At 73.6% G+C, this 15592-nt stretch carries 12 protein-coding genes; 7 read left to right on the top strand and 5 right to left on the bottom strand.

Features of this window, described 5'->3' with window-relative positions; translation table 11 throughout:
• Window positions 1-10 precede the first annotated feature (10 nt).
• Window positions 11-1708 carry a helix-hairpin-helix domain-containing protein gene (locus tag ACQPY4_RS19650; protein WP_433338396.1) on the top strand — a complete coding sequence of 566 codons (1698 nt, stop codon included), beginning with the start codon at window positions 11-13 and terminating at the stop codon, window positions 1706-1708.
• A gap of 122 nt (window positions 1709-1830) precedes the next feature.
• Window positions 1831-2496, top strand: coding sequence for a hypothetical protein (locus ACQPY4_RS19645; RefSeq protein ID WP_433338394.1), 666 nt, complete (start codon window positions 1831-1833; stop codon window positions 2494-2496).
• Between the two features lie 60 nt (window positions 2497-2556).
• Here the strand turns inward: ACQPY4_RS19645 and fabI are convergent, their stop codons facing one another.
• Together fabI and ACQPY4_RS19635 are read right to left on the bottom strand one after the other, a co-directional pair.
• The gene (gene fabI, locus ACQPY4_RS19640) at window positions 2557-3342 is read right to left on the bottom strand and encodes an enoyl-ACP reductase FabI (protein ID WP_433338392.1); all 786 of its coding nucleotides are present in this window, start codon (window positions 3340-3342) and stop codon (window positions 2557-2559) included.
• A 2-nt stretch (window positions 3343-3344) separates the two neighbouring features.
• A complete protein-coding gene (locus ACQPY4_RS19635; RefSeq protein WP_433338390.1) occupies window positions 3345-4049 on the bottom strand; it encodes a beta-ketoacyl-ACP reductase in 705 nt (234 codons plus the stop codon).
• A gap of 140 nt (window positions 4050-4189) precedes the next feature.
• On the opposite strand from ACQPY4_RS19635, the gene ACQPY4_RS19630 reads away from it, so the two are divergent.
• Together ACQPY4_RS19630 and ACQPY4_RS19625 are read left to right on the top strand one after the other, a co-directional pair.
• Window positions 4190-5689, top strand: coding sequence for a TldD/PmbA family protein (locus tag ACQPY4_RS19630; RefSeq protein WP_433338388.1), 1500 nt, complete (start codon window positions 4190-4192; stop codon window positions 5687-5689).
• Window positions 5690-5694: 5 nt separating this feature from the next.
• A complete protein-coding gene (locus tag ACQPY4_RS19625) occupies window positions 5695-7071 on the top strand; it encodes a metallopeptidase TldD-related protein (protein WP_433338964.1) in 1377 nt (458 codons plus the stop codon).
• A 43-nt stretch (window positions 7072-7114) separates the two neighbouring features.
• Here ACQPY4_RS19625 and ACQPY4_RS19620 read toward each other — a convergent pair whose 3' ends face one another.
• Window positions 7115-7327 carry a dodecin gene (locus tag ACQPY4_RS19620; protein WP_433338386.1) on the bottom strand — a complete coding sequence of 71 codons (213 nt, stop codon included), beginning with the start codon at window positions 7325-7327 and terminating at the stop codon, window positions 7115-7117.
• A 50-nt stretch (window positions 7328-7377) separates the two neighbouring features.
• Between ACQPY4_RS19620 and ACQPY4_RS19615 the strand changes: the two genes are divergently transcribed.
• From ACQPY4_RS19615 to ACQPY4_RS19605, 3 genes are all read left to right on the top strand, one after another.
• A complete protein-coding gene (locus tag ACQPY4_RS19615) occupies window positions 7378-7707 on the top strand; it encodes a DUF3099 domain-containing protein (protein ID WP_433338384.1) in 330 nt (109 codons plus the stop codon).
• A 713-nt stretch (window positions 7708-8420) separates the two neighbouring features.
• Window positions 8421-10211 (top strand): substrate-binding domain-containing protein, encoded by a 1791-nt coding sequence (locus ACQPY4_RS19610; protein ID WP_433338382.1) that lies wholly within the window; start codon window positions 8421-8423, stop codon window positions 10209-10211.
• Between the two features lie 65 nt (window positions 10212-10276).
• Window positions 10277-11224: a substrate-binding domain-containing protein gene (locus ACQPY4_RS19605; protein ID WP_433338380.1), complete on the top strand. Its 948-nt coding sequence runs from the start codon at window positions 10277-10279 to the stop codon at window positions 11222-11224.
• Window positions 11225-11566: 342 nt separating this feature from the next.
• Here the strand turns inward: ACQPY4_RS19605 and ACQPY4_RS19600 are convergent, their stop codons facing one another.
• Both ACQPY4_RS19600 and icmF read right to left on the bottom strand, forming a co-directional pair.
• Window positions 11567-12334: a helical backbone metal receptor gene (locus ACQPY4_RS19600; RefSeq protein ID WP_433338378.1), complete on the bottom strand. Its 768-nt coding sequence runs from the start codon at window positions 12332-12334 to the stop codon at window positions 11567-11569.
• A 10-nt stretch (window positions 12335-12344) separates the two neighbouring features.
• Window positions 12345-15557 (bottom strand): fused isobutyryl-CoA mutase/GTPase IcmF, encoded by a 3213-nt coding sequence (gene icmF / locus ACQPY4_RS19595; RefSeq protein ID WP_433338376.1) that lies wholly within the window; start codon window positions 15555-15557, stop codon window positions 12345-12347.
• Window positions 15558-15592: the final 35 nt, after the last annotated feature.

Below are 15592 nucleotides of genomic sequence, written 5' to 3'. Positions count from 1 at the left end.
CGGGAAATCCGTGACCGAAACGCCTGAAGACCCCGCCGCCCTCGCCTCGTTGCTCACTGAGAACGGGGTGCCCGAATCCTTTGTGGCCCGTGCCGCCGCCCGGCTGGGGCCGGACGCGGCGGGGCGGCTGCGCGCCGATCCCTGGCTGCTGCTGGCCGTGCCCGGGGTGGCGCCGCACGCCGCCGACCACTTCGCCAGGCGGGTCCTGGGCGACCAGGCCCGGCCGGACGATCCGCGCCGGGGCCGCGCCCTGGTGGGGCATCTGCTGACCGAGGAGGCGCGGCAGGGGCACACGGTGACGCCGCCGGCCGAGGTGGTGTCGGCGCTGGAGCGGCTGCGGGTGGACGATCCGGCGCGGGCGATCGAGGCGGCGCTGGGCGGTGCCGAGGTGCTGGCGCTCACCGAGGAGCCCGAGTTCGACGAGGCGGCGTTCGAGGACGACGCGGCCGAGCTTCCCGAGCCCGAGGAGACGCTGGGCCTGGCGCGGTGGGCGCTGGCCGAGGAGGCGGCCGCCGAGGGGTTCCAGCGCCTCAACGCGACGGCGGTGCCGCTGCTGGACGACGTGGCGATCAAGGAGGCGAGGTCCGGCCTTCCCGAAGACCGCTCGCTGGCGCTGACGGCCGCGCTGCGCACCGGCGTGTGCGTGCTGAGGGGCACGGGTCCCGATCTCGAGGAGACGGCGCTGATGATCGTCGCGGCGGCGTCGGAGCGGGGGCTGCGGGCGGCGGTGGCGGCGCCCACCGAGCGCGCCGCGGCCGCGCTGGCGGGCGCGTCCGGGCTGCACGCCCTGCTGGAACCGGGCGAGGGACGGGGCACGGTCGCCTTCGGGCGGGGCGAGGAGCGGCCGCTGGAGCTCGACCTGCTGGTGGTGACGGACGCCGCCGGGCTCGACGTGGAGATGTGCGCCGTGCTGGTGCAGGCGTGCGCGGACGGGACGCATCTGGTGCTGGGCGGCGAGCCCGGCGCGCTGCCGCCGGGCGGCCCCGGGCGGGTCCTGGACGACCTGGAGTCGTCGGAGATCGTCCCGGCTATCGAGCTGGAGCCGCGGGGCCCGGGCGGGCCGCTGGCCACGCTGGTCGCGGCCGTGCGGGGCGGCGAGCTGGTGGCGGTCGAGGCGCCGGACCGGGAGGTCGTGATCGTCCCGGCGGGCGGCGCCGAGGAGGCCGCCCACCGGGCCGTGCAGCTGGTCACCGACTCGATCCCGCGCGCGCTCGGCATTCCCGTCGAGGACGTCCAGGTGATCACCTCGGGCAGCGCGGCCGCGGCGGCGCTCAACGCCGCGCTCAAGGCGCGGATCAACCCGGGGCCCGGGGCGTTCGGGGGGTTCGACCCCGGTGACCGCGTCGTGGTCACCTCGCCGCTCCCCCAGGGCGCGGTGGGCGAGCCCGGCGTCGTCACCGGCGCCACGGCCGAGGGCCTGGAGATCGACTTCTCGGGGCGCGCGGCGGTCGTCGCGCCCGTCCAGACGGCCCGGCTGCGGCACGGGTGGGCGCTGCCGGTCGCGCTGGGACGCGGCACGCCGCGTCCGGCTGTGGTCGCGCTCCTGGAGGACGAGGGCCTCTCGCGGCCCCTGGTCGGCACCGCGCTCGGGCTGGCGCGCCGGCACCTGTCGATCGTGCAGGCGGCGGGCCCCGCCCTGGCCAGGGCCGTGCGCGACGTCGAGGCCCCGCCCCGCAGGACCCGTCTGGCCAAACTCGTCGTCCAGTGAGCATTGGTACTCAAAGATTCCCTCGATCAGGGAGAAAACGCCGAGCCGTGTGTTTACGGGTGAGCGTGATTGCGGCACCATCAGACGGAACGTCAACAACGGCTTCCCGGCGGAGGAGACACATGCCCTCGAACCGACACCTGATGCGGCTGGGCACGGCGTCGACCGCCGTTTCGGCGGGCGCCCTCGCGCTGGTGTTCCTCGGCGCGCCCGCGGCGAACGCCCAGGCGGCGGCCGCGCCGAAGCCCTGCAAGAAGGGCACCGATCCCGCCAGCACGATCGACAACTGGAAGTGCCAGTTCGACAACTGGCGCGAGAGCCTCAACCCCAAGAAGCCCGCCACCCAGAAGCCGCCCGCCAAGAAGCCCCCGGCCAAGAACACCGGCGGCGGCGAGGCCAAGCCCGCCAAGCCCGCGAAGGGCAAGGTGCCCTCGGGCAAGAGCGGCGGGTCGGCCCCGCGCGTCTCGGTGCCGTCCGGCTCGTTGGCGCCGCAGACCGCCCCTGAGGGCTTGCGGCCCTACACGCCCGACACCGGCGCGGCGCCGCGGCTGCCCGGCGTCCTCCCGACCCCGGAGATCGCCGCCGACCCGAGCGCCTACCTGCCGCCGGCGGGCGACGGGACGGGCGTGCGGCCGCAGACCCGGATCATGTCGCCGGTCGCGGCCTCGGAGCCGTCCGGCGGCCAGACGACCACGCTCTGGGTCGCCGCCGCCGCGGGCGCCGCCGGGGCCGTCGGCGCGCTCAACCTCAGCGTCGCGGGCCGCAGCCTGCGCCGCTCGCGTCCCTGACCTCGCGACGGCGGAGGGGGCGTCCCGGCCGGGACGCCCCCTCCGCCGTTCACGCGCGAGCTATTCGGGAGCGCCGATCGCGTGCAGGCCGCCGTCCACGTGGACGATCTCGCCCGTGGTCGCCGGGAACCAGTCCGACAGCAGCGCCACCACGGCGCGCGCCGTCGGGTCGCTGTCCTTGATGTCCCAGCCGAGCGGCGCCGCCTTCGGCCACATCTCGGTCATGCCCCCGAACCCGGGGATGCTCTTGGCCGCCATCGTGCCCAGCGGGCCCGCCGCGACCAGGTTGACCCGGATGCCCTGCGGCCCCAGGTACTTGGCCAGGTAGCGCGAGCACGACTCCAGCCCCGCCTTGGCCACGCCCATCCAGTCGTAGACCGGCCACGCCTTGGTCGCGTCGAAGTCGAGACCGACCACCGACCCGCCGTCGTTCATCAGCGGCAGGCACGCCATCGTCAGCGACTTCAGCGAGAACGTCGAGGCGTGCACGGCCGTGGCCACGTCCTCCCACGGCGTCTCCAGGAAGTTGCCGCCCAGCGCGGTCTGGGGCGCGAACCCGATCGCGTGGACGACGCCGTCGAGGTGGTCGAAGCCGACGTCGCGGAGCTTGCCCGCCAGGGCGTCCAGCTGCTCGGCGTTGGTGACGTCCAGCTCCAGCACCGGCGGGACGGCGTCGGGCCCGGACGGCAGCCGCCGCGCCGTGCGCTCGGTCAGCGTCGGCCGGGGGAACGCGGTCAGCGCGATCTCGGCGCCCTGTTCCTGCGCGACGCGCGCCACGTGGAAGCCGATCGAGGAGTCGGTCAGGACGCCGGTGACCAGGATCTTCTTGCCTTCGAGGATGCCCATGTTCAGTGTCCCATTCCCAGGCCGCCGTCGACGGGGATCACGGCGCCGGTGATGTAGTCGGCGTCCTCGCTCGCCAGGAACCGGACGGCCTTGGCGATCTCTCCCGGACGGGCGACCCGCCCGAGCGGCACGGCGCCGGTGATGGCCGCCTGCTGCTCCTCGGTCAGCGCCGCCGTCATGTCGGTGTCGACGAACCCGGGAGAGACGACGTTGACGGTGATGTTGCGGGAGCCGAGCTCGCGCGCCAGCGACCGGGCGAAGCCCACCATGCCCGACTTGGACGCGGCGTAGTTGGCCTGGCCCGCCGAGCCGAGCAGCCCGACCACCGACGAGACCAGGATGATGCGGCCCTTGCGCTTGCGCATCATGCCCTTCACCGACCGCTTGGCGACCCGGTAGGCGCCGGTGAGGTTGGTGTCGAGGACGGAGGTGAACGTCTCCTCGCTCATCAGCGCCAGAAGCGTGTCCTTGGTGATGCCGGCGTTGGCCACCACCACCTCGACCTGCCCCTGCTCGGCCTCGACCTTGGCGAAGGCGGCGTCGACGTCCTCGGTGCTGGTCACGTCGCACCGGACGCCGAACAGGCCCTCGGGGGGCTCGCCGGAGCGGTAGGTCACGGCGACCGCGTCGCCCGCCGCGGCGAGCTCGCGGGCGATGGCCAGGCCGATCCCCCGGTTACCGCCCGTCACCAGGACAGAGCGACTCATCTCTCACCTCTCGTTAGCCAGGTCACAATGCCAGGAGCGTATCGAGCCGCCGCGGAGAAGGAGATGTGCCTTCCCGACAAGATCCGCTCACCAGGTTTTGTTCCGATCCGGGGCCGCCGCGAGACGGTAGGTTCCAGAGCGTGCATGAAATCGATTCCGCTTTCACCGCGTTGCCGCTGCGGGCGCTCGCCGACGCCGCCCTCTCCCGGGCCCGCGACCTGGGCGCCGAGCACGCCGACTTCCGTCTCGAACGGATCCGCAGCCAGACCCTCCGCCTTCACGACGCCGCCCTGGAGACGGCCCTGGACGCCGACGACCTGGGCCTCTCGGTGCGCGTGGTCAAGGACGGCACCTGGGGCTTCGCCGCCGGCATCGACCTGACGCCCGAGGGCGCGGCTCGGGTGGCCGCGCAGGCCGTCGAGGTCGCCGCCGTGGCCAAGGCCGTCAACCGCGAGCCCATCGAGCTGTCGCCCGAGCCGGTGCACGGCGAGCGGACGTGGGTCTCGGCCTACGAGACCGACCCGTTCTCCGTCCCGACCGCCGAGAAGGTCGCGCTGCTGACCGACTGGAGCAGGCGGCTGCTGGCCGACGAGCGCGTCGACCACGTCGACGCCACGCTCCTCCAGGTCAAGGAGAACAAGTTCTACGCCGACCTGGCGGGAACCGTCACCACCCAGCAGCGCGTCCGCGTCCACCCGGTGGTCAACTCCGTCGGCATCGCCGACGGCGTGTTCGACACCATGCGCAGCATCGCGCCCCCGGTCGGCCGCGGCTGGGAATGGCTGACCGGCGGCCACTGGGACTGGGACGCCGAGCTGGCCCGCATGCCCGAGCTGCTGGCCGAGAAGCTCGCCGCGCCCTCGGTCGAGGCCGGCGACTACGACGTCGTCATCGACCCGTCCAACCTGTGGCTGACGATCCACGAGTCGATCGGCCACGCCACCGAGCTCGACCGGGCCCTGGGCTACGAGGCGGCCTACGCGGGCACCTCGTTCGCCACGCCCGACAAGCTGGGCGAGCTCCAGTACGGCTCGAAGATCATGAACGTGACCGGCGACCGCACCGCCGAGCACGGCCTGGCCACCATCGGCTACGACGACGAGGGCGTCGAGACGCGCTCGTTCGACATCATCTCCGGCGGGCTGTTCACCGGCTACCAGCTCGACCGGCGCATCGCCCGCCTCACCGGGGCCGAGCGCTCCAACGGGTGCGCGTTCGCCGACTCCTCGGCCAGCATGCCGCTGCAGCGCATGGCCAACGTCTCGCTGCGGCCCGCGGACGGCGGCCCGAGCACCGACGAGCTGATCTCCGGCGTCGACCGGGGCATCTACATCGTCGGCGACAAGAGCTGGTCGATCGACATGCAGCGCTACAACTTCCAGTTCACCGGGCAGCGGTTCTACCGCATCGAGAACGGGCGGCTGGCGGGCCAGCTGCGCGACGTGGCCTACCAGGCCACCACGACCGACTTCTGGAACTCGATGGAGGCCGTCGGCGGCCCGCAGACCTACGTGCTGGGCGGCGCGTTCAACTGCGGGAAGGGCCAGCCCGGCCAGGTCGCCCCCGTCAGCCACGGCTGCCCGTCCGCCCTGTTCCGCGGGGTCAACATCCTCAACGCCCTCAAGGAGGCCGGCCAGTGACCCGCATGAGGCCCCAGGAGGCCGTCGAGATGGCGCTGGAGCTCTCGCGCGCCGACGACTGCGTCGTCATCGCCGACGAGTCCAGCACCGCCAACCTGCGCTGGGCGGGCAACACCCTGACCACCAACGGCGTGACCCGCTCCAGCAGGCTGACCGTGATCGCGCTGCGCGAGACCGGCAAGGGCGTCGCGGCGGGCGTCGTGTCGCGCTCGGCCGTCGACCGCGACGGTCTCGAGGAGCTGGTCCGCGCCGCCGAGGCCGACGCGGCCGGCAACGACGACGCCGAGGACGCCGCGCCGCTGGTCTCCGGTGACGCGGCCGGTCCCGGCTGGGACGACGCGCCCGCCGAGACCGGCATCGGGGTGTTCTCCCGTCTCGCGCCCGAGCTCGGTGACGCCTTCGCCGCCGCCGAGGCCGCCGACCGGCGCCTGTACGGGTTCGCCAACCACGAGCTGACCTCCACGTTCCTGGGCAGCTCGGCCGGGCTGCGGCTGCGCCACGACCAGCCGACCGGCCTGCTGGAGGTCAACGCCAAGGGCGAGGGCGGCTCGGCGTGGGCGGGCGTCGGCACCCGCGACTTCGCCGACGTCGACGTCCCCGGCCTCACCGGCGGGCTGGCCCGGCGCCTGGACTGGGGCGAGCGGCGCGTCGACCTGCCCGCCGGGCGCTACGAGACGATCCTGCCGCCGAGCGCGGTGGCCGATCTGATGATCTACCTGTACTGGTCGGCGGGCGCGCAGGACGCCCACGACGGCCGCACCGTGTTCAGCAAGCCCGGCGGCGGCACCCGGGTCGGCGAGAAGCTGGCCGGGCTGCCGATCACGCTGTCCAGCGACCCGAAGGCCGCCGGGATGGAGTGCGCGCCGTTCGTCATCGCGCACGCCTCGTCCCGCGAGTCGTCGGTGTTCGACAACGGGCTCGCGCTGTCGGCGACCGACTGGATCTCCGACGGCACGCTGACCTCGCTGGCGCAGACCCGCCAGTCGGCCGGGCGCACCGGCCTGCCGCTCACCCCGGCGGTCGACAACCTGACGATGACCGGGCCGGGCGGCGGCGCGTCGCTGGACGACATGGTCGCGCGCACCGAGCGCGGGCTGCTGCTGACGTGCCTGTGGTACATCCGCGAGGTCGACACGCAGAGCCTGCTGCTGACGGGGCTGACCCGCGACGGCGTCTACCTCGTCGAGAACGGCGAGGTCGTCGGGCAGGTCAACAACTTCCGGTTCAACGAGAGCCCGGTCGACCTGCTGGGCCGCGTCACCGAGGTCGGCGCGACCGGCCCGACGCTGCCGCGCGAGTGGTCGGACTACTTCACCCGCACGGCGATGCCTGCGGTGCGGGTGGGCGACTTCAACATGTCGACGGTGTCGCAGGCGTCCTGATCCGGCCCCCGGGGCCCCGGCGATCGGGGCCCCGGGGGGCGGTTCACGAGTCCTCTAGCCGGAATCCGACCTTCATCCCGACCTGGAAGTGCGCCACCTGACCGTCCACGATCTGGCCCCGGACCTCGGTCAGCTCGAACCAGTCCAGATGCCGCAGCGTCTCCGAGGCGCGCTTCACCCCGTTGCGGACGGCCTGCTCCACCGACTCGGGCGAGGTGCCGACGATCTCGGTCACGCGGTAGGTGCGGTCGGTCATGATGCCCTCCTGCTGTCGCCTGTCGCCACCCATGGGATTACCGTGGTGGTGTGAGAGTCATTCCCCGCAAAGGCGTGGAGATCCACACGGTCACCGACGCGCCCAAGCCCATGTCAGAGGACATCGGATACCGCCAGAGGCGGTATCTCATCTCGATGGGCATCCGAACGTTCTGCTTCCTGGGGGCCGTGCTGACGGCCATGGCCGGGGCCCCGCTGTGGGCCGTGGGCCTTCTGGTGGTGGGCGCCCTGTTCCTGCCCTACGTCAGCGTCATCTTCGCCAACGGAGGGCGTGAACCGCAGGCGCGCGCCCGGTACACCGACGCGGGCGAGACGCACCACAAGGGCGTTTCCGGACAGCGACCAGAAATCGGGTCGTGACATTCTCTTGACTAACCTCGGGGGGTTTCGGTGTACGATTTGTACCGGCGCTCTGGTCCCCCGTCGGGGCGCCCGTGCCGGTGTTCCGGGCCCCCGTCGGAACACCGATGATGCGGCGCCGGGTGGATTGCCCCCGTATCCACCCGGCGTCGCTTTAACTTTCTCTCCCTGATTTCCCGGGCCCGACCAGGCCCGATCCGGCCTCGCGCCGCACCCCCGCCGCCCTCAGCCCCTCCCGGGTCGCGCCACGGCCCGCCAGAGCGCCCCAGAAGCCCGGCAGCGCCCTTCTCCGCGGCGAAGTGAGCCCGGCCCGCCGTCAGGTCGTCCATCGCCTTCTCGGGACGCTGAGGCCCTCCGCCGCCCCGCGCGGCGCCCGGGAAACCGGGGCGAATCGGCCGCCCCGAGAGGCGTGACCGGGTTCGGCCAACGGGTTTCGGTCCTGTTTGACTCGCGAGCCAGGACGACGTCATAGCACCACCGGCACCGTCCGTCCCCGCCCGGATCGCCGCCCCGCCGCCCCTCCCGCTCCCCCGCGCGCACACGCGGGACGCTGGACGCACGCCGCCCGAAATTGCGCGCTGAGACACAAGAAGCGTCCATTGTTTGGCAGGAACGCACTTGTCGTCCGTTTCGGTTGAGACGAGCATCACACGGACTCGTCACTAACCCCGGAAACGGCCTCCAGTGCCGGTCACCCGGGAGGGGAGCCCGGCATGGACGCAGACAGGGGCGCGCCGGAGTGGCCGCCCGAGTACCAGGGAAGCCCGCACGCGGGATCCCGCCGGTCGGGCGCGCACGCCCGCACCACGGGGCGGGCACCCCGCACGGCCCTGCTCGGCCCGCTGGCCGTGGCGGTGGGCCTGGTGATCGTGACGAGCCTGATGGTGTACACGGCGGCCGCCCCGGACGCGCGGTGCTCGGGCGGCGAGACCGTGTCCCTGACCGTGGCGGCGGCACCGGAGATCGCGCCCGCGATCACCCGCGCGGCGGGCCGGTTCAACGACGCGCGGCACGCGACCGATGGCCGGTGCGCCCGGGCCGAGGTGCGGGCGGTCGATCCCCTCGCCGTCACCACGCTCCTGTCCGGCCGGGGCGTCGCGGGCCTGACCCGGCCGCCCGACGTGTGGATCCCCGACTCGTCGCTGTGGCACGGCCTGGCCGCGCGCGGGCGGCAGCCGACCGTCTCCGGCCGCCGGTCGCTGGCGTCCAGCCCGATCGTGATGGCGACGCCGCGCGCGGCGGTGAGCCGCACCGCGTCCGGGCCCTCGGCGGCCGAGCCCTCGTGGCGGGACCTCCTCGCCGCCGCGGGCGCGCAGGACGGGCGGAGCGGACGCGTGCGGGTCAGGGTGCCCGACCCCGGCCGCAGCGCGACCGGGATGTTCGCCCTGATGCTGGCCGGCACCCTCCCGGAGGGCAAACCCGGGAGCGCCGCGTTCACCGGGGTCGTGCGGACGCTGCGCGAGAACCTCACGCCCTCGGCGGCGGCGGTCTTCGGCACCTTCCGCGCGGACGCGAGCGGGCCGGGGCCGGTGGTGCTCGCCTCGGAGCAGGCGGTGTACGCGCACAACGCCCGGGGGCCGTCCGCGCCCGCCCGGGCGGCCTATCCGGCGGAAGGGACGTTCTCCCTCGACTACCCCTTCACCTTCGTCGGGGAGGACGCCGTCAAGGACCGGGCGAGCCGGCTCCTGGAGCGGGCCCTGGTGACGGGGGCGGCCGGACGTGACCTGCGCAGCCTCGGCTTCCGCTCGCCCGACGGCACGGCCGCTCCCTCGTCCGGCGACTCGACCGGCGTGGACCCGCGCGTGCCGCGCGGCCTGCCCGTCCCCGCGCCGGGCGAGGTGCGCCGGATGACGCAGGCGTGGGCGCGGCTCTCGCTCGGCATCCGGATGCTCAGCGTCGTCGACGTCTCGGGGTCGATGGAGGAGGAGGTCGCGCCGGGCGTCAGCCGGATGCAGGCCACCGTCCGGGCCCTGCAGGGCGGCCTGGCGCTCATGCCCGACGACAGCGAGCTGGGCCAGTGGTTGTTCGCCACGCGTCTGCGCGGCGGCCAGGACTGGCGGGAGACGGTGGGCGTCGGGCCGCTGGGCGAGCGGATCGGCTCGGCCACGCGCCGCCAGCTGACCCTGTCGGCACTGGCGAAGGTCCGGGTGGAGGAGGACGGGGACACCGGGCTCTACGACACCGTCCTGGCGGCCTACCGGGCGATGAAGCGCTCCTACAAGCCCGAGTTCGTCAACTCGATCGTGGTCTGGACCGACGGGAGGAACGACGACGAGGACGGGCCGTCGCTGGAGCACACGCTGCACCGCCTGCGCGCCGAGGTCGACCCGGACCGCCCGATCCTGGTGTTCATGTACGGCCTGGGCAAGGGCGTCGACACTGTGGCCCATCGGAAGATCGCCGAGGTGACGCGCGGGAGCGTGCTGCTGGCCGAACGTCCCGAGGAGGTCCAGGCGGTCTTCCTCAAGGCGCTCTCCCAGCGGATCTGCGCCCCCGGCTGCTGATCGGGCCCTACGGGGTCCCCAGGCGCGGGCTGCTGCTCGGGCCGCTGGCCGCGGCGACCGGGCTGGTGATCGTCGTGTACGCGCTGGCCGGGGGCGGCGGCTGCGGGGGCGGTGGCGCGGTCACGGTGCACGTCGCGGCCGCTCCGGAGATCGCCCCGGCGGTCACCCGCGCCGCCGGGCGGTTCAACGACGCGCGGCGCGAGGTCGAGGGACGGTGCGCACGGGCCGTCGTCAGCCCCACCGATCCGCTCGCCGTCACCACGCTGCTGTCCGGGCGCGGCGTCGCCGGGGACACCCGGCGCCCCGACGTCTGGATCCCCGACTCGTCGATGTGGAGCGGGCTGGCCGAGAGCGCGCCCAAGAGCACGGGGAAGGGCCGCCTGACCCCGGGACGGCCGGTGGCGGCCAGCCCCGTCGTGGTCGCGATGCCGCGCTCGCTGGCCGCCAGTCTGAAGGCGGGCGGAGCGCCGGACGGCCCGTCGTGGCTCGACCTGCTGAAGGCGGCGTCCGGGAGCGGTTCCACCGAGATCCGGCCCGGCCTGGTCAGGGTCCAGGTTCCCGATCCCGACCGGACGGCGACCGGCATGGCGGCGCTGTCGATGGCCGCCGCGCTCCCCCAGGGCGAGCCGGGCCAGGACGGCGGCGACGCGACGTTCACCGGCGTGGTCAGGACGCTGCGCCAGAGCGTCTCCCCGTCGGTCGGCACCGCGCTCGCCTCGTTCCGCCGCGACGGCCGGGGCCGCAGGCCGGTGGCGCTGGTGCCCGAGCAGGCGGTGTTCGGCCACAACGCCAAGGGCCCGGCCGAGGCCGCCGTCGCGGTCTACCCGTCGGAGGGGACGTTCTCGCTCGACTACCCCTTCGTCCAGGTCGGGAACGATCCACTGAAGGCCAGGGCGGGTCGCGCCCTGGCGGCGGAGCTGGGCGGCGACGCGACCGGGCGTGACGTGCGCGACTGGGGTTCCGCACGCCGGACGGCCGCGCCTCCGGCCGGTTCGGCGCGCAGACCGGGCTGAACCCCCGCGCGCCCAAGGTGCTCCCGGCGCCGAAGCCCGAGACGGTGCGGCGGACGATGCAGGCGTGGGCGCGGCTGTCGCTGAGCATCCGGATGCTCAGCGTCATCGACGTCTCGGGCTCCATGGAGGAGGAGGTCGCGACCGGCGTGACCCGCCTGCAGTCGACGGTCCGCAGCGCGCAGGGCGGGCTCGCGCTGCTGCCGGACGACAGCGAGCTCGGCCAGTGGGTGTTCTCCACCGACCTGGAGCCGGGGCGGGACTGGCGCGAGCTGGTGAACTCGGCCCGCTGGGCGAGCGGCGGGCGATCTCGCGGCGGGTCTGCACCCCCGAGTGCTGAGCGGATCAGTAGGTGCGCGCCGCGGCGAGCTGCCCGGCCAGCACCGCCGGGGCCTCGACCAGCGACGGCCCGTACCAGGTCAGGTAGCGGCCGTCGACCAGCGCGGCGGGCAGCCCGGGGAACGCCTCGGGGCCGTCGTCGGCGGTGAAGCGGTAGGGCTCGTCGGGCAGGACGGCCAGCTCGGCCCCCGCCGCCGCCAGCTCCTCGACGGGGATCTTGGGATAGCGCTCCGGGTGGTCGGCGTAGACGTTGTCCACGCCGAGCCGGGCCAGAACGTCGCCGGTGAAGGTGTCGCGGCCGCACACCATCCACGGCCGCCGCCATATGGGGACGATCGCCCTGCGCCGGGGGCCCGGGACGATGCCCGCCCAGGCGGCGTCCGCCTCGTCCAGCCAGGCCGGAGCCGGGACCCGGCACGCCTCGGTGAGCATCCGCCGCAGCGAGGCCAGCGCCTCGGCGACCGTCCTGATCTCGGTCATCCAGACCGCGACGCCCGCCGCGCGCAGCGCCTCGACGTCGGGGGCGCGGTTCTCCTCGGTGTTGCCGAGCACGATGTCGGGCGCCAGCTCCACGACGCGCTCGACGTCGGGATTCTTGGTCCCCCGCACGCGCGTCACGTCCAGGCCCGCCGGATGGGTGCACCAGTCGGTCGCGCCGGCCAGCAGCCCGGGCGCCGTCGCGGCCACCGTCTCGGTCAGCGAGGGCACCAGGGACACCACGCGGCGCACCCGCCCCGGGACGGGGACGGGCGCGCCGGTGTCGTCGCGGATCATCGCCGGGCGCTCACACGTTGCGGCGGTACTGCCCGCCCACCTCGAAGAACGCCTCGGTGATCTGCTGGAGGCTGCACACCCGGGCGGCGTCCATCAGGACGGCGAACACGTTCTCGCCCGACCGCGCGGCCTCCTTGAGCGCGTCCAGCGCGGCCCGCGCGTCCTCGCGGTGGGCCTGCTGGTACTCGCGCACCCGCTCCAGCTGGGAGCGCTTCTCGTCCTCGGTGGCGCGGGCCAGCTCGATCGTCCGCTCCTCCTCCCGCTCGCCCTCGGGCGCGCGAAAGGTGTTGACCCCGATGATCGGCAGCGAGCCGTCGTGCTTGCGCTGCTCGTAGAGCATCGACTCGTCCTGGATGCGGCCGCGCTGGTAGCCGGTCTCCATCGCGCCGAGCACCCCGCCGCGCTCGGAGATCCGGTCGAACTCGGCGAGCACGGCCTCCTCGACCAGGTCGGTGAGCTCGTCGATGATGAACGACCCCTGGAGCGGGTTCTCGTTCATCGCCAGCCCCCACTCGCGGTTGATGATGAGCTGGATCGCCAGCGCGCGGCGCACCGACGCCGCCGTGGGGGTGGTGACGGCCTCGTCGTAGGCGTTGGTGTGCAGGCTGTTGCAGTTGTCGTAGATCGCGATCAGCGCCTGCAACGTGGTGCGGATGTCGTTGAAGTTCATCTCCTGCGCGTGCAGCGAGCGGCCCGAGGTCTGCACGTGGTACTTCAGCTTCTGGCTGCGCTCGTTGGCGCCGTACTTGTCGCGCATCGCCACGGCCCAGATGCGCCGGGCGACCCGTCCCAGCACGCTGTACTCGGGGTCCATGCCGTTGGAGAAGAAGAACGACAGGTTGGGCGCGAAGTGGTCGACGTCCATGCCGCGCGCCAGGTACGACTCCACGTAGGTGAAGCCGTTGGCCAGCGTGAACGCCAGCTGGCTGATGGGGTTCGCCCCGGCCTCGGCGATGTGGTAGCCGGAGATCGACACCGAGTAGAAGTTGCGCACGCCCTGCTCGATGAACCACTGCTGGATGTCGCCCATCATCCGCAGCGAGAACTCGGTGGAGAAGATGCAGGTGTTCTGGCCCTGGTCCTCCTTGAGGATGTCGGCCTGGACGGTGCCGCGCACCGTCGACAGCACCCCGGCGCGCACCCGGGCCGCCTCGTCGCCGGACGGCTCGCGCCCGTGCTCGGAGCGGAACGCCTCCATGCCCTGGTCGATCGCCGTGTTCAGGAAGAACGCCAGGATCGTCGGGGCCGGGCCGTTGATCGTCATCGACACCGACGTGGTGGGCGAGCTCAGGTCGAACCCGTCGTACAGCGCCTTCATGTCCGCGAGCGTCGCGACCGAGACGCCCGAGGTGCCGACCTTGCCGTAGACGTCGGGACGCTCGTCGGGGTCGCGCCCGTACAGCGTGACCGAGTCGAACGCCGTCGACAACCGGGTGGCCGGCTGGCCCTCCGACAGCAGCTTGAAGCGGCGGTTGGTGCGGAACGGGTCGCCCTCGCCCGCGAACATGCGGGCCGGGTCCTCGTTGTCGCGCTTGAAGGGGAACACCCCGGCGGTGAACGGGAACCGTCCCGGCAGGTTCTCGGCGCGCAGGAAACGCAGCAGCTCGCCGTGGTCGGTGAAGCGCGGCAGCGCCACGCGCGGGACGCGGCTGCCCGACAGCGACTCGCGGGCCAGCGTGGTGCGCAGCTCCCGGTCGCGGACGCGGACGACCTGCTCGTCGCCGGAGTAGGACTCCGCGACGGCGGGCCAGCCCGAGAGCAGCTCGGCGTTCTCGGGGGCCAGGTCGCGGCGCGCCGCCTCCAGCAGCCCGCCGACCTCGGCGGCCGCGGATTCCGACAGCTCGCCGCGCACCTCGTCCAGGCGCTGCACGCGGCGGGCGGCCTCCACCTGGCGCGCCGTGGCCGCGTGGTAGCCGCGCACGGTCTCGGAGATCTCCGAGAGGTACCGGACGCGCGAGGACGGGATGATGTGCGCCGCGCCCGTGGACACCTTGGTGTCGACCTCGGGGAGCGCGCCCTGCTCCAGGTGCAGGCCGCGCTCGGCCAGCATCGGGGTGAGGTGCTGGTAGAGCGCGGTGACGCCGTCGTCGTTGAACGTGGCGGCGCTGGTGCCGAAGACCGGCATGTCGTCCGGCCTGGCGCCGAACGCCTCGCGGTTGCGGACGAGCTGGCGCGACACGTCGCGCAGCGCGTCGGCGGCGCCGCGCCGCTCGAACTTGTTGATGGCCACCACGTCGGCGAAGTCCAGCATGTCGATCTTCTCCAGCTGGGACGCGGCGCCGAACTCGGGCGTCATCACGTACAGCGAGACGTCGACCAGCGGGACGATCGCGGCGTCGCCCTGCCCGATGCCCGGGGTCTCCAGGATCACCAGGTCGTAGCCGGCGGCCTTGCAGGCCTCGATGACGCCCTCGATGCCCTCGGGCAGTTCGCGGGCGCCTCGGGTGGCCATCGAGCGGAAGAAGACGTGGTCGCCGTCCAGGGCGTTCATCCGGATGCGGTCGCCGAGCAGCGCGCCGCCGCCGCGCCGCCGGGTGGGGTCGACCGCCAGCACCGCGACGCGCAGCTTGTCCTGCTGGTCGACGCGCAGGCGGCGGACCAGCTCGTCGGTGAGGGACGACTTGCCCGAGCCGCCGGTGCCGGTGATGCCGAGCACCGGAACGTTCCGCCCGGCGGCGGCCTCGGCCAGCGCGCGCCGGTCGCCGTCGGGGAGCTTGCCCGCCTGCAACGCCGTGACGGCGCGCGCGAGCGCGCGGCGGTCGCCGGCCAGCACGGCGTCGGCGGGCGCGGGCTCGGCGGCCAGGTCGACGTCGCACTCGCGGACCAGCTCGTTGATCATGCCGGGCAGGCCGAGCCGCTGGCCGTCCTCCGGCGAGAAGATCTTCACCCCGGCGCGGGCCAGCCGCGCGATCTCCTCGGCGACGATCACGCCGCCGCCCCCGCCGAAGACCCGGACGTGCCCCGCCCCGGCCTCCTTGAGCGACTGCGCGAGGTACTCGAAGTACTCCACGTGCCCGCCCTGGTAGGAGCTGATCGCCACGCCCTGGGCGTCCTCCTCCAGGACGGCGTCGACGACCTCGCGCACGGAGCGGTCGTGGCCGAGATGGACGACCTCCGCCCCCTGCGACTGCAGGATGCGGCGCATGATGTTGATCGCCGCGTCGTGCCCGTCGAACAGCGAGGCCGCCGTCACGAACCGGACCGGATGCACCGGAACATGCATCTTTTCCCACACCCCTTGGACTTCAAATATTTGGA

The sequence above is a fragment of the Spirillospora sp. CA-294931 genome (assembly GCF_050946795.1).
Classification (GTDB): Bacteria; Actinomycetota; Actinomycetes; order Streptosporangiales; family Streptosporangiaceae; genus Spirillospora.
Note: the sequence above shows the minus strand (reverse complement) of the source record. Positions and strands in the feature narration are given on the sequence as shown.